Below are 14,615 nucleotides of genomic sequence, written 5' to 3' on the forward strand. Positions count from 1 at the left end.
GCTTGCAAACTAAAAAAACACAGGACTTACTAAACACATGAAAGAAATTGTCTTTGCATCAAGTAATAAAGGGAAAATCAAAGAAGTCAGCGAGATATTATCGCCCTTGGGCTTTAAAGTCATTCCACAAACAGAGTTTAATGTCACCGATGCTGATGAAACCGGCTTAAGCTTTGTTGAAAACGCCATTTTAAAAGCACGACACTGTGCGCAATTTACAGGTCTTCCAGCGCTTGCCGATGACTCTGGCTTATGCGTTGATGCCTTAAAGGGAGCGCCTGGGATTTACTCAGCACGCTTCTCAGGCGGGCATGGGAATGATGAAGCTAATATCGATAAGCTGCTTTCTGATATGCAAGATATCACCGATGATAAACGTCAAGCCCACTTTCAATGTGTCTTAGCTTTGGTAATGCATGAGCATGACCCCATGCCTGTGATTGCTGAAGGACGTGTTGACGGCAGTATCACACATGCGCGTCGCGGTAATAATGGCTTTGGTTACAACCCAGTTTTTTTACTGCCTGAATATCAGCAAACGATGGCTGAAGTATCTAATGAGGTAAAAAATAGTGTCAGTCATCGCGCTCGCGCATTGGCAAAACTCAAAGAGAAACTCCACCGCCTTTTGTAGAAAAAAATGATACTTCAAGATGATTTTCTTGATACTTTACATTACACTGAAGCGCAATATTGTTTGCTAACTATAGGTTATATTTAAGATGAGCAACAACGGCAAAAAAGAAACACCAGAAAATAAAAAAGAACAAGCACTTCCTGCAGAGACAACTAAAGCTGAAGGTAGTGAGACAAAGCAGACTGAAACCTTATTTGAGTTTCCCTGCCGATTTCCAATAAAAATCATGGCCAATCCACAAAAAGAAGTTGCTGAGTTTGTCCTTAATACCTTAGAGAAATACATCGAAAATCCTGAGAAAATTGAATTCACCACACGTGAAAGCAAAACCGGTAAATACATCTCTATTACCGCAATCTTTGAAGCAACGAGCAAAGAGCAGCTTGATAATATTTATCAAGCATTAAGTGGGCATCCCGAGATTCACATGGTGCTTTAACAGATGTCAATCCTCATTAAAAATCTTGGATTACAGGACTACGAGTCAGTTTATCAGTCAATGATTGAGTTTACACAATCACGTACCGAAGATACTCAAGACCAAATCTGGCTTGTTGAACACACGGCTGTTTTTACCCAAGGTCGTCACGGCAAGCCTGAGCACATTATTAATCCTAGAAACATCCCTGTTATCCAAACTGATCGCGGCGGTCAAGTCACCTATCACGGACCAGGGCAAGCGGTTATTTACTTTTTGTTTGATCTTAAACGCCTTAATTTAGGTGTTAAAAACTTTGTTTGCACGATTGAGAAATCATGCATGCACTTACTAAAAACCTATGACATCAGCAGTCATACCATTGAGAATGCACCAGGTATTTATGTTGATCAGGCTAAGATTGCATCACTTGGCTTACGTGTTAAAAAAGGGCTAACCTATCATGGTCTTGCCATTAATGTGAATATGGATCTGACACCATTTAGCTATATCAACCCTTGTGGTTATCAAGGCTTAAAAATGACACAAATTCACGCACATAACCCTACAATCAGCATTACCGATGTATTGAATAACTATGCCAAAATATTGACTCAAAGGTTAGATAACTCAATTTTCAGTTAGACCCATCATGAGATTATTGTCATAATAGCCAAAGACTCATTTGACGCGCATACGCTATGCAATTAAAACCTAAAAAACTACTTCTTAACACCAAACAGCCCTTTGGCTTGTGGTTTTTGTTATTAACCTCGCTATTTTATAGCATGGGCACGGCAGCCATTACTGTACACTTTTCTGGCTTTATTCATAGCATTGCTGATAGCACACAAGAAGGGTTAACCCCTGATATTTTAGCTATCAACTTTAACCTTGTGACCAATCTGTTTTTATATAGTGCCGCGGGATTAATCGGTGGCATTTTAGGTTATATGATCGGTCATCGCCGCTCGGTGATTATCGGAATGCTTTATTCATTTGTTGCCCTTATTCTATTATCACTTAATAACCTATCCTTAATTGGTTTTTCCGCTTATGTTATCGGTGTAGGTCTTGTCATTCCCAATTTATTCACTACATTAAGCTTTCTTTATACCCAAGATGATCCAAGACGCCACGCAGGTTTCACCCTGATGTATATGGCGACAGTACTTGGTGCAGCACTATCCTTGTCAATTGGTGGCTCATTGCAGCATTTAAGCTATCAAAACTGGTTTATCATTATGGCGGTAGTCACCCTATTTGCTGTGCTTATTTTCTTAGCCGGTGGCATTTATCTTAATCGCAATATTGGTTTAATTGATGGCGTTGAAGCAAAATACACACCATCGACTTACAGCGTTATATTTATTTTAATCGTACTGTCCTCATTGACTGATTTCTTATTGCATTATCAGCGCGTGTTACAAGCGATTATTATTGCTTTAACACTTATCGCGATTGCCATCATGCTTATCTACGCTTATCTTGAAAAAGATGAGACACAACGCAAACGCAATCGCTTGCTGCTTATTCTATTAGCTCTTAGCGTGTTTTTCTGGCTGGCTGATAAGAGTATTATTACTATTTTTCTTAACTATTTAACCCTTTTTAACCGCGATTATGGCTTCTTTAACGCCAAGAGTTTGTCGGCTGATTTCTTTTTTGAAGCCAATATTGCTTTGGTGCTTATTATTGGTTTTGTCTCGGCAGTACTATGGAATAGAAATAAGCACACGCAACATATGAAGCGCTTAATTCGCTTATTTAGTCTTGCCACACTCTTTATGGCATTAGCATCTGGCTTGTTGTTTTTTAGCTTTTTCTCGCAATCATTAAATCATTTTGCAATGACTGGAAACTATCTATTGCTCATCACTTTGATGTTAAACTCCGTTGCCAAAGTATTGTTACTCCCTTTGTATTACGCAATGGTTGGTAAATTCTCACCACGCAAATATGAGTCTATTGTAATGGGCTTTTTCTTTATCATTACCGCAGGCATTGGTGTATTTGTTTACTCTCTTAATCAAAATATTCTCAATTCGCAAATTCTAACAAACACTTATCAATCATTATCTTATCTTTATGGCACGCTGTTTATTGCTGGCTTACTATGCGCTTTAGTTGCCTACCTATTATCAAAATTCATGCACTATCATAAAAAAAATGTCTAAATTTAAGCCATTGGCTATTGTTTTTTCAGCGACTCTCCCCATATACTTAGCAGCGATTTTGAGCTTTTTAATTAAATATCATATGGAGATAATATGAACGATCGTTTTAACTACCAACAAAATGCGCGCGTGATTGATGCTCGTGGCAGCTCAGTCATTCAAACCAACAAAGTGCTGCGCAACACTTATTTGCTACTATCACTAACCCTTTTGTTCAGTGCCTTAACGGCTGGCTGGTCCATGATGGTGTCAGCCCCTGTGATCAACCCTATCATTACCTTAATTGTGTATTTTGCATTGCTATTTGGCGTGCAAGCGACACGTAATAGCCCAATGGGATTGGTGTTAACATTCGCACTAACTGGCTTCTTAGGTTGGACATTAGGACCAATATTAAATCACTACATCACGACATTTAACAATGGTTCTGAGCTTATCATGATGGCGTTAGGAGCAACAGGCGCTATTTTCTTAGGTCTTTCAGCGATTGCGTTAAATCCAAAACGTGACTTCTCAAGATTAGGCTCTTTCCTTGGCATAGGCGCACTGATTGCATTAGTTGCTATTGTCGTTAACTTATTCTTACAAATGCCAGCATTGTACTTAGCACTTTCGGTTATTATTGCTTTTATTTCAGGTGGTTTTATTCTGTGGCAAACTAACCAAATCGTGCGCGGTGGCGAGACAAACTATATTGTTGCGACAGTCACTATCTATGTTTCAATCCTAAATATCTTCTTAACCATTTTACAATTCTTAGGTATGTTTTCAGGAAATCGTAACTAGTTTCAATACTAAAAAATTTGATATGAGAATACTTCTTTTAGCAAAAAATCGTGCTCAATATGCCTTCACTTATATAAGAAAAAAGGTAAAGCAATATTTTAAAGATCAAAAACCGTCTTAAATAAATAGGATATAAACATAGTGAGAATCCGTTTTCCATTCCTTTTCTTGTCAATAATCCCCATAATAATGGCTGCAAAAACAATGAAATTATCCATAACCGAAATTGAAAATCCAACCGATGTTGCAATCCTAAAGTCACCAGCAAAAACAGTAAGTTTTCCCTTGACAGAGATGAATAAAACAATTATTCAAAATATGCAAGATAGATTGTATCAACTAGGCGGTGTTGGTCTTGCGGCACCCCAAGTCAATGTTTCTCAAAGAATAATTGTTATTTATATTCCTGATGATGCCGTATTATTAAGAGATAATGCAAAACCATATCCAATGCATGTAATGATTAATCCAAGCTATCGACCATGTAATGACTGTGCAACCTCCTATGATATTGAGGCATGTTATTCTGTAAAAGCTAAAGCTGGCAAAGTTCAACGATATAACGAAATCGAGCTCAAATATCAAGACGAAAAAGGTAGCTGGCACACAAGCATTGAAAATGGCTTCTATGCACGAGTATTACAGCATGAAATCGACCATCTTAACGGAATTTTAATCATAGACAGATTAAAACCTTCTGACGTTCAAGGAACAATAAGTGAGATGATGAATTTACGCAGGTCTGAACTTTCTAAAGATAAGCAACAAATGTTTGATAAGCTTTTACGAAAGAAGAATATCAAAACTCAATGAACCATCTCTGTAATGAAAGACTGTTTTGCGTCCAACATAAACCAACTAAAAAGGTTGTGATAGTCCGCTTAAGTTCAATATTTGCGCAATGATGACTAAAGCACCCAATACTAAAGGATAAAAATTAATGACTTTTTTTCTATTTCCTTTATCTAAATAAATTGGTGTAAATACAAAAATCACTACCGCAAAAATAGCCGCGTATTGCAATGCTAAGATAAAGCCTTTAGGATAAAAAACCGTAAATATAAATGGCGGAATAAAGGTCAATAAAAAGCCAATAATTTTATTTAGTTCAATATTAAATCGTCTAAACGTATCTCTAATGTAATGATAAAGCGACAAACCAACACAAATAAATGAAGTAATAATTGAAATATTCACAAATACCGATAAGAAGGTATTGATACTCGCACTTTGGGTGGCTTGTTTTATCTCACTCATCAACGTGGTTAAGGTATTTCCATCTTTAAAAATCGTCTCATAACTATGCACGCCTTGTTGTGGCAAGATTGCCAAGCAGACAATAAGCCAGATGATATAAATCACCAATACAGCGATACTGCCGATAAAAACACTACGCTTGACTGCTTGAACGTCACCCTTTTGATATTCATACAACACGGGAATGATGTTCTGAAAACCAAAAGAAGGCAATAGTGTTGGCCACGCAAACACTAAAGCATAGAAAGATAATGGCATCTCAAGCATATTTGCCCATTTTAAGGCAAATAGCATGCTCACTACGCAAAGCACATAAAATACAAGTTTAACTGACACAAATGAGCGATTGACATAATCACTTAAGCGCGTACTTAAGATGACAAGTCCAAAAATCAAGATAAAGACAATAGCATCAACACTGACTGTTGGCACCTGTGCTTGTGATACCAAGTTCACCAATGACGAGCCTTGTGTGGTATAGGCAGCCATTAATGCATACAGCAAAAGCAAATAAACTAATGTAAAAACTATTTGTAAGCTCTTTGGCATTTCCTCTTTGATCAGCGAGGTAAAATTCACTCCCAATGGCTGATGTGCACAGACTTTGATTAGTCTTAATGCCGTTAAGTACATCACTGACCATGAAATAATAATTAATACAATCGATACCCACAAGCCACAGGCTGCCGTAATTAGCGGCAATGATAACATCCCCGCACCAATTGTTGTCCCAACGACTAAAAACGCACCACCGAGCGATCTTGTCATCTGCTTTCTCCATTAAACACATCAAAAACGTAACGATACAACAGTACAAACAAAAAGTATATTTAATCATTGCTATTCACATCAAAAATTTGAGCACCTCACTTGCAACATGCTTTAAATTAAGATACTTTCAAACAATATATTCATTAACGATAAATAATAAGGATGAATTCCATGAGTATTACCTTGATTAACGCTTTCTCAGTCCCTAACGGAAAACTAAATGAGTGTATAGCGTTCTGGAAAAAATACAATGATGAACTTAAAAAAGAAAAGGGGTATATTTCAACCAAACTTCATCAATCTATTGATAATAATGCAACCTTTCAACTCGTTAATGTTGCTCAATGGACAAATGAGTCTGATTATAAACAAGCAATACAAAAAGCAAGTAATACCCTTAAAGGGCTTAATGTTACAGGCTTACAGTACATACCAAGTTTATATAATGTGCTAATTGAAGATAGCATCTCATAGAAAATTAAATACCTATCAAATTATAACTATTTTAATATTTTCTTAATACTTCACCATTAATCTTGCCGCTTGCGAACAATATTGTCGCTCATAAAGAACAAAAAAAATAATAAAACAAACAAAAGGAAAAATTATGATTAAGAAAATCACACAAACCACATTGGCTCTAGTTGGTATTATGGGAATGTCACTTACAGCATTTGCAAGTACACCAAGCACTACTAGCAGTACAGGACATACAAAAATAACGAAACATCACAAAGAAGCCAAGCATAATGCACATCAACATACGAGCAAATCTCATGCTAAAACACATGCATCAACAACTAAAAATACGCATGCAACAACTTCAACAATGTCTCACGCCTAAATAAAAATTGTACTTTTCTAGATTCTCTGCCAGTATGCTGCCATGAGTTTAAAATCTATATCAACATGCACTCTCAGAAGAATTGTTTCAAAAAACGTTTATATCTTTGGATAATACTTTCAACCCTAAGCGTTCTAAGCTTTGTATTTTTGCTTTTCCAAGGTTTACCCATTAACACCAATATGCTTGCGCTATTACCAGGTGCCAAAGATGCTAATAGTGTGGAAAAGATTGCGGATGATTTTGCCAACACGATGGGTAAACAAATCGTTATTTTGGTTGGCAATCCTGATCAAGATAAAGCGCTACAAGCTTCGGATGTCTTTAGTCATAGGCTTCAACAATCTAATTATTTTTCGAGTGTGACTAATGGTGTGAGCACCAATGAACAAGAAGCTTGGGCAAGTTTTTATTTCCCTTATCGTTTATCCTTATTATCGGATAAAGATCACAAGCTTATAATGCAACATGACTTTGACACCATTAGCCAACAGGCTGTGTTTAACCTCTACAATCCCATTAGTATTAGTAATTCTAAGCTTCTGCAAAACGATCCTTTTTCGCTTTTTCAGCACTTTATCTTAGCTCTGCCTAAACCATCGAATAAGCTTGATTTATATAAAAACCACCTGATGACTGAGGACAATGGCATCTGGTACAGCATGATTAATGCCACATTAAAAAATGATAGTTTTTCTTTAAGTAATCAAAATAATATCACCCATCTTTTTAGCGATATTAAACAAACAATTACAAGCGATTATCCACAAAGCACTTTTTTAATGACCGGTATGCTGTTTTATGCCAAAGCAGGCACGGATAGCGCGCGCCATGATGTCTCAATTATTGGTGTTGGATCACTGATTGGCATTATTCTCTTAATGCTTATTAGTTTTCGCTCATTATCACCACTGCTATTGACACTGTTCTCCAGTGCCATCGGCTTTGTTTTTGCCTTTATTGTGACTTATCTTATATTTGGTAAAATCTTTTTATTCACACTTGTTTTTGGCGCCAGTTTAATTGGTATATCAGTTGATTACGCATTTTTCTACTATGCGGATCGACTGTATGGTGGCAAGCTATGGCAGTCAACAACGGGATTAAAGCGCATCTTCTCTGGTATTACCTTAGGTCTTTTAAACGTTATCATTGCTTATCTGATTATTGCTATCGCCCCTTTTCCTGGACTTAGACAGCTTGCCACCTTTGCCATTAGCGGTTTATTCATGTCATACCTGACTGTCATCTGTTTGTTTCCTTATCTCCTTAAACCACATAAACGTGCTTTTAATTCCTTTATTTGCCACATCGCCACGCTTTACCTGAAGCTCTGGCAAAAATTAAGTATCAAAAAAATCATGATCATCTACATGATTCTTGCCATCATTGCCGCCATTGGCATCTCCAAGCTTCATAGCAATGATGACATTCGCATTTTAGAGGCAACCCCCAAAGCACTAAAAGCCAATGAACAGCAGTTAAAATCGATTATTGGCAGCGATGTTAGCACTGATTTTATTGTTGTGACAGGTAGCACTCCTGAAGATGTGATCAGTCATGAGCATATATTGATTAACAAAATTAAAGCGCAAAACCCAAATATCTCGCAACCAGTTATCTCGATTAGCCAGTATCTACCAAGTATTGAAGATCAACAACAAAACTACACGCTTGTGCGCGAGAACCTGTTACAAAATCGATTAAGTGACTTTTTAAACCAGATCGGTGTTGATAATAAAGAAATCGATAGCATTGAAAAGAACTTGCGGAATATCCCTTTTAAACCACTGACTGTTAACGATTGGTTAAGCTCACCCATTTCACAAAACTTACAATTTTTATGGATGGGCAAAGCTAACACTTCAACAAACTCTAACGCACAATTTACTTCTTTTGCTTCCATTGTTTTGTTATCACAAAAACTCAATATGAACGATATCAAGATAATTTGCGCCGAGCTTCCTTATGCTAACTTTATCAACAAGGCAGATGAGATTTCCCATGTCTTTAAAACCTATCGTCAGTATATTAGCTATCTCCTTAGCATCGTATTCGTGGCGTTATTTTTACTATTATTGTTACGCTATAGAAGCCTTAAAAAAGCGATTTGCTATTTTGTACCACCGACAATGGCAACCTTGTTAAGCCTTGCTGTGTTTGGCATATTTAATGTACCAGTCACCCTCTTTAGCATTCTGGCATTAATTCTAGTACTGGGCATTGCCGTTGATTATGTATTGTTTTTTGCTGAAACCAAATCAAGCTTACATAGCACGATGCTCGCGGTCACGCTCTCAGCGATTACCACCATTCTCTCCTTTGGACTATTAGCCTTCAGCCAAACACCCGTTATCCATTACTTTGGCTTAGCTGTATTTGTCGGCATTGCCAGTGCGTTTTTATTGTCACCCTTGGCCTCTAAGGTAAATAAATAAAATTTAGACACTCAAATGTAAGCGAATACCCAAATTAATCTTCTCAATGGTTGCACTTTTTAGTGCACCCACTTTCAACAATGTATCGGAAGTTGATTTCAAAAGATACTGTTTAAATTTCTTGGGGTATTATACTCTGGTTACTTAACCAAAACGCAGCTGATCCTTAATTCATCACAGGGAAATTCTCAAAGACAAAAATCACCTCTTGGTTGAATTAAAATTATTCGCATACTACCAAATTTTACGCTACTATGCTTTGAGTCATCAAAAAAGGAGATCGTATCATGGAAATGCAAAACACATATAACACACAGGCATATACATTACAGACACACGTTTATAATGATGCCATGGCGATGCTTAAAATGGGTGTGCCAATTTCTGTTGTCGCTAAAACCTTACAGATTCCAAGTGAGCAGATTCGCCATTTGAAAAATGAACGCAGTAATAATAATGAATAAAAGATAAGAATCGATTAGGATATCATTCAACATAATCAATCCTCTTCACATTATGATTCCTAATGATGCTGCGGCACGCAATGAAGCACTTAACCCTAAAAAATCCTTTATCGTACAAGCACCTGCAGGCTCTGGAAAAACCGAAACCTTAACGCAGCGTTATTTGAATCTACTGGCTCATGTTGAAGCACCTGAGGAAATTATCGCACTAACCTTTACTAATAAAGCCGCCAATGAAATGCAGCAGCGGATTTATCAATCTCTGTTAGACGCACAAAACAATCCTGAGCCAGATGAGCCACATAAGAAGCTTACTTTCAAACTTGCCCAACAAGCGCTATTACAAGATAAGCACAAAGAGTGGCAGCTATTAATGAGTCCCAAGCGCTTACGCATTATGACCATTGATGCATTTTGTCAAAGCCTATCCAAACAACTGGTGTTTGAAACAGATGAAGCATTTAATGCCGATATTAGTGATTCCCCAGAGCTTTTGTACGAACAAGCCATTGATGACTTTATCAATGACACCGATAAACAAAGCCCTTTTTATCAGGATTTACACGATCTGCTAGGCCATCTTGATAATGATATTACTCGTGTAAAAAGCTTGCTTAGCAGTATGCTCGCCAGACGTGAGCAGTGGCTTGGCATTTTATTATCATCTAACTTAATAAACACGGATACAACACACAATAAAAAAAGTAAAGAAAGTAAAATAGTTATCGAATCTGGTTTTCAGGCGCTTTTTGCTGAGCTTCAACGACGCTTAAGTACATTATTAAACCTTGATCAAAGTCAACTCACCCTAAATGAAATACTGACATTTTGTGATAGCGAATATAATGAAACCCTGATAGATCAAGACAGCTCAATCTTCTGGCAACGACTGATTAAACTGCTTTTTACCAATGATAATACTTTTCGCAAAACATTCAATGCAAGACAAGGTCTCCCTGCCAAAGATGCCAAAGCCAACGGTTATGCCCAATGGCTTATTGGCTATACGCAATCCTTTAGCGATAACAGTTTATTAGATATCACCTCATTAGTTGCTGAGCTGCGTCTTTATGAGCGCTTACTACTGGACGATCAAGAATGGCAAATATTAAGTGCAATCGCGCGTATTGCATTGCGTTTGGTATCTTATCTAAAGCTTGTGTTTAAGGCGCGCGCTTTGATTGATTTCAATGAAGTGTCGTTACAAGCGTTATCTGCCCTTGGTAATAGTGAAACACCGACTGATTTGATGCTTTATCTTGATCATCAGATCAAGCATCTTTTAATTGATGAGTTTCAAGACACCTCAATTTTACAATTTAAGTTACTGCAAATGCTCACGCTTGAATGGCAACCCAATGATGGCAAAACGCTGTTTATTGTTGGCGATCCAATGCAATCTATCTATCGTTTTCGCCAAGCTGAGGTCAATCAATTTCTAGATGTTAAAACGCATGGCATTAACCAATTGGCACTGGAGTTTTTACAACTTGATTGCAATTTCCGTTCACACAAATCCATTGTTGATTGGGTTAATTCTCATTTTTGTAGCATTTTTCCTATAGAAGATGATAGAAACTATGGCGGCATTAGTTACGCACCGGCAACAACCTTATCACAAGCGCTGAATCAAGAGGCTATTGACTATCGATTATTTGCCGATCTGACACAAGAAGCACTGTTTATTGCCGATAGTATCAAAGCACATCTTAATAAACATCCAGATCATCAAGTTGCCATTTTAGTGCGTACTCGCAACCATTTAAAGCATCTTGTTCCTGTATTAAAGGCTCAAGGAGTTGCTGTTGTTGAAAATGAAATAGAAACATTCTACCACCAACCAATGGTGATGGATCTATTGTGCCTTTGTGCGCTTTTAAACAATCCTGAGCAGTCTATTTACTGGGTGAGTTTACTGCAATCACCTTTGTTTGGCTTTTCTTTAAATGAACTGCAAATGATTGAGCAAATAGAATTAAATGAGCAACAAGCTGAGAAATCTCATTCATTTTATGCCAAGTTAGCAGTTTATCTTGAGATGCAACAAAGCCGCCCCCATCAACAAAAAGCATTTTATTTTTTAAGCTGGATCAAGGATAATTTTTTCAATGGTGTTCGCAGCACTTTAATAGCACGCTTAAAGATTATCTGGCAAGCACTCGATGGCTTTAGTATTCATCATGATCATGCGCTGTTTGCAAGCTTCATGACCCTTTTACAAAACCATTTAACCGATGACAAGACCGCCATTGCACAGTTTGATCGCTTTGTCGCGCGATTAAAACGTAAGTTTGTTAGTAGTCCTTCACAGAGCAATGTATTGATTATGACAATCCATAAATCCAAAGGTTTAGAATTTGATTTTGTGATTTTGCCGCAACTTGATAAACGCGGTAAAGCCGATGACACACCTCTTTTCTTGCATGATACGGTACGCCTAAGCGATGGCAAAGATCATTTACTGTTAAGCCCTATTAAACATAGCTGGGACAAGGAAACACCGCCACTTTTCAAAGTCATCCAAAGCATGCAGAAAAAGCGTGCTGAATATGAGCTGCAACGACTCTTATATGTTGCTGTCACTCGTGCCAAATCAACACTTTTATTTACTGCGGTTAATGAAAATGGCAATGATCTCAAAACTGTTAACAATAGCTTTTTAGCACTTCTAGCGCCATTAAACCTGCCTTGGATTACTTGTGAGGACGCAAACAATGATATATCAGCTGTTTCAGCTGACCAAGAACCAAAAAAAACAAAACCATACTATAAAGTCATTAAGCAGATCCAAAACTATTCAACGACTACCGTACCCAACTTTGAACATAATCAAGCAGCAGTTGAAGTAGATAGCGCTGATAAAATAGATAAAATAAATAAAGAAAATGATTTAAATCACCCTGATCTTAGTGAACTAGTATTAACTAGCGATCGTCAAATCGGTTCGGCATTGCATCAACTGTTTAATTACTTAAGTAGTGCCAAAGATAACATCAATCATTGGCAAAATTATTTTGCACTTTGCTTACATCAACATGCTATTGCTAAAGTCCATCATGCTCGAGCATATACTCTGGCCAAAGAGGCAATAAGCAATACACTAGCGCAATTTCCGTGGATTATCGATGATCATGGCATGCATGAACAAGTGATGCTTCATTTGAACTTTGGTAAGACACAAAAACACATTGCTGATCGGATTATTATCGAGAATGGTCAATACCATATCATTGATTATAAGTTTGCATTACCAACGAGCCACGAGACTTTAGCTGACTTTGTAAGTGTCCAGACAACAACTTATCGCGCACAACTTACGAATTATCAAAAGCTTATTGCTCGTCATTTTAAAATAAATCCAAGTGATATTAAGTTGTCACTCTATTTTCCATTGATTCCGCATCTTCAAGCGCTGTAAGTAATATACCCCTTCGACTTCGCTCAGGGAACGATTAACACCGTGGGCTGAGCGTCAGTCGAAGCCCTTATAGCTCTTGGTTATATTCCCCTCGACTTCGCTCAAGGAACGTTTAACGCCGTGGGCTAAGCATCAGTCGAAGCCCTTATGAGTCTTTGTTTATATAAGTTTCAATTGTTAAGATTTTAAGCATGACAACACTCATCACAAAAACAATGACGACCAAAATAAAAGGTAGCTTAAGCGCTATATCTAATAATTTCCCACTAAATAATGACGTAATTGCCGCACCCGATGTGAATAGTGATACCGTAATTCCCATAACCCAGCCTTGTTCTTTCTCGGATACTGCATGTGAGAAAAGCCCCAACATATTGGTATATGCCACCCCAAAGCACAGCATTAAAACACCTCCAAAGATAAAAGCGCCATAATGGGTAATATCACATAACATCAAAGAAAGTGATAATGCCATCACAATTAATCCCATCATCACATTTTGTTTTTGTGACAATCGTTTTGCTAATAACGGCACCAACACAATTGAGCTTATTGCCATTGCTAAGCCTAATACGAGCATCACTGTACTATTCATAAGCACACCATATTGATATTGGCGATAAAGATACACTGGCAAAAACACATAAAACGTATTAAATGCTATTTGCATCATAAAGAATATGATCGACAGTTTAAGCACATTTTTATTTTTAAAAACGCCGCCAAACTGAGTAATCAGCTCTGTCACATTGAAGTGATATGCTTCATTTTTTTGTGGTGGTTGCTCTTGATAACAGCTAATAAGAAGGAAAATATTCACCAGTACCAAGACTAATACCAAATAAAATGGCAACTGATGGTTAAACCACGATACTAAAAACGCATCTGACAATACACCACCAATAATCGGACCGGCAACCATACCCAAAGCAAATGCAAACATAATAAGACCTAGATTTTTAGTGCGTTCTTCTTTGCTACTAATATCAATAATTGCCGCTTGAGCAACGGGCTGGCTGCCTGCAGTGATACCTCCGAACACACGCCCTAAAATCAATAACGTTAAACTGTTAAAGGCAATCGCTAATGCAGTTAATCCGTAGCCTATAAAAATCCCACACAAACAAATAAGCAGTGCACGTTTGCGTCCTATTTGATCTGAGGTTTTTGATAAATAAGTTGCGCCAATAAACCAACAAAAGAAAAAAATAGCAATTGTCATGCCATAGAGAAACTCACGCTGCGCTATCGATGTTTCAACCGCTAGAAAGTGAGACTGAGGAGACATGATAATATCACTCAAAATGGGAAATAATATCCCAATTCCAGCCGCATCAATAAATACAACTAATAATAGAGCAACAATCGATTTTTTCATTTTTATAGTCCTTTACAATAATACCTT

The 14,615-nt window shown here is 37.4% G+C and carries 13 protein-coding genes; 11 read left to right on the forward strand and 2 right to left on the reverse strand.

Going from position 1 to position 14,615, the window contains the following annotated elements; all coding sequences use genetic code 11:
* Positions 1-37: 37 nt before the first annotated feature.
* The 6 genes from NYP54_RS03965 (at position 38) to def (ending at position 4,831) form a co-directional block, all read left to right on the forward strand.
* The gene (locus NYP54_RS03965; RefSeq protein ID WP_283157259.1) at positions 38-634 is read left to right on the forward strand and encodes an XTP/dITP diphosphatase; all 597 of its coding nucleotides are present in this window, start codon (positions 38-40) and stop codon (positions 632-634) included.
* Positions 635-722: 88 nt separating this feature from the next.
* On the forward strand, positions 723-1,076 hold the full coding sequence (locus NYP54_RS03970; RefSeq protein ID WP_117001911.1) for a DUF493 domain-containing protein: 354 nt from the start codon (positions 723-725) through the stop codon (positions 1,074-1,076).
* Between the two features lie 3 nt (positions 1,077-1,079).
* Positions 1,080-1,700, forward strand: a complete 621-nt coding sequence (gene lipB, locus NYP54_RS03975) for a lipoyl(octanoyl) transferase LipB (RefSeq protein WP_283157260.1) — start codon at positions 1,080-1,082, stop codon at positions 1,698-1,700.
* A gap of 56 nt (positions 1,701-1,756) precedes the next feature.
* Positions 1,757-3,232, forward strand: a complete 1,476-nt coding sequence (locus NYP54_RS03980) for a hypothetical protein (RefSeq protein WP_283157261.1) — start codon at positions 1,757-1,759, stop codon at positions 3,230-3,232.
* Between the two features lie 93 nt (positions 3,233-3,325).
* The gene (locus NYP54_RS03985; RefSeq protein WP_283157262.1) at positions 3,326-4,018 is read left to right on the forward strand and encodes a Bax inhibitor-1/YccA family protein; all 693 of its coding nucleotides are present in this window, start codon (positions 3,326-3,328) and stop codon (positions 4,016-4,018) included.
* Between the two features lie 189 nt (positions 4,019-4,207).
* Positions 4,208-4,831 carry a peptide deformylase gene (def, locus tag NYP54_RS03990; RefSeq protein ID WP_283157263.1) on the forward strand — a complete coding sequence of 208 codons (624 nt, stop codon included), beginning with the start codon at positions 4,208-4,210 and terminating at the stop codon, positions 4,829-4,831.
* A 45-nt stretch (positions 4,832-4,876) separates the two neighbouring features.
* Here def and NYP54_RS03995 read toward each other — a convergent pair whose 3' ends face one another.
* The gene (locus NYP54_RS03995; RefSeq protein ID WP_283157264.1) at positions 4,877-6,043 is read right to left on the reverse strand and encodes an aromatic amino acid transport family protein; all 1,167 of its coding nucleotides are present in this window, start codon (positions 6,041-6,043) and stop codon (positions 4,877-4,879) included.
* A 174-nt stretch (positions 6,044-6,217) separates the two neighbouring features.
* On the opposite strand from NYP54_RS03995, the gene NYP54_RS04000 reads away from it, so the two are divergent.
* From NYP54_RS04000 to NYP54_RS04020, 5 genes are all read left to right on the forward strand, one after another.
* A complete protein-coding gene (locus tag NYP54_RS04000) occupies positions 6,218-6,520 on the forward strand; it encodes an antibiotic biosynthesis monooxygenase family protein (protein ID WP_157968196.1) in 303 nt (100 codons plus the stop codon).
* A gap of 133 nt (positions 6,521-6,653) precedes the next feature.
* Positions 6,654-6,890: a hypothetical protein gene (locus NYP54_RS04005; protein ID WP_283157265.1), complete on the forward strand. Its 237-nt coding sequence runs from the start codon at positions 6,654-6,656 to the stop codon at positions 6,888-6,890.
* Between the two features lie 149 nt (positions 6,891-7,039).
* Positions 7,040-9,328: an MMPL family transporter gene (locus tag NYP54_RS04010; RefSeq protein ID WP_283157266.1), complete on the forward strand. Its 2,289-nt coding sequence runs from the start codon at positions 7,040-7,042 to the stop codon at positions 9,326-9,328.
* A gap of 287 nt (positions 9,329-9,615) precedes the next feature.
* Positions 9,616-9,792: a hypothetical protein gene (locus NYP54_RS04015; protein WP_283157267.1), complete on the forward strand. Its 177-nt coding sequence runs from the start codon at positions 9,616-9,618 to the stop codon at positions 9,790-9,792.
* A 52-nt stretch (positions 9,793-9,844) separates the two neighbouring features.
* Positions 9,845-13,210, forward strand: coding sequence for a UvrD-helicase domain-containing protein (locus NYP54_RS04020; protein WP_283157268.1), 3,366 nt, complete (start codon positions 9,845-9,847; stop codon positions 13,208-13,210).
* A gap of 145 nt (positions 13,211-13,355) precedes the next feature.
* Here the strand turns inward: NYP54_RS04020 and NYP54_RS04025 are convergent, their stop codons facing one another.
* A complete protein-coding gene (locus NYP54_RS04025) occupies positions 13,356-14,588 on the reverse strand; it encodes an MFS transporter (RefSeq protein ID WP_283157269.1) in 1,233 nt (410 codons plus the stop codon).
* Positions 14,589-14,615 lie beyond the last annotated feature (27 nt).

Origin of the sequence: Cysteiniphilum sp. QT6929, from assembly GCF_030035755.1 — a bacterium.
GTDB lineage: Bacteria > Pseudomonadota > Gammaproteobacteria > Francisellales > Francisellaceae > Caedibacter > Caedibacter litoralis.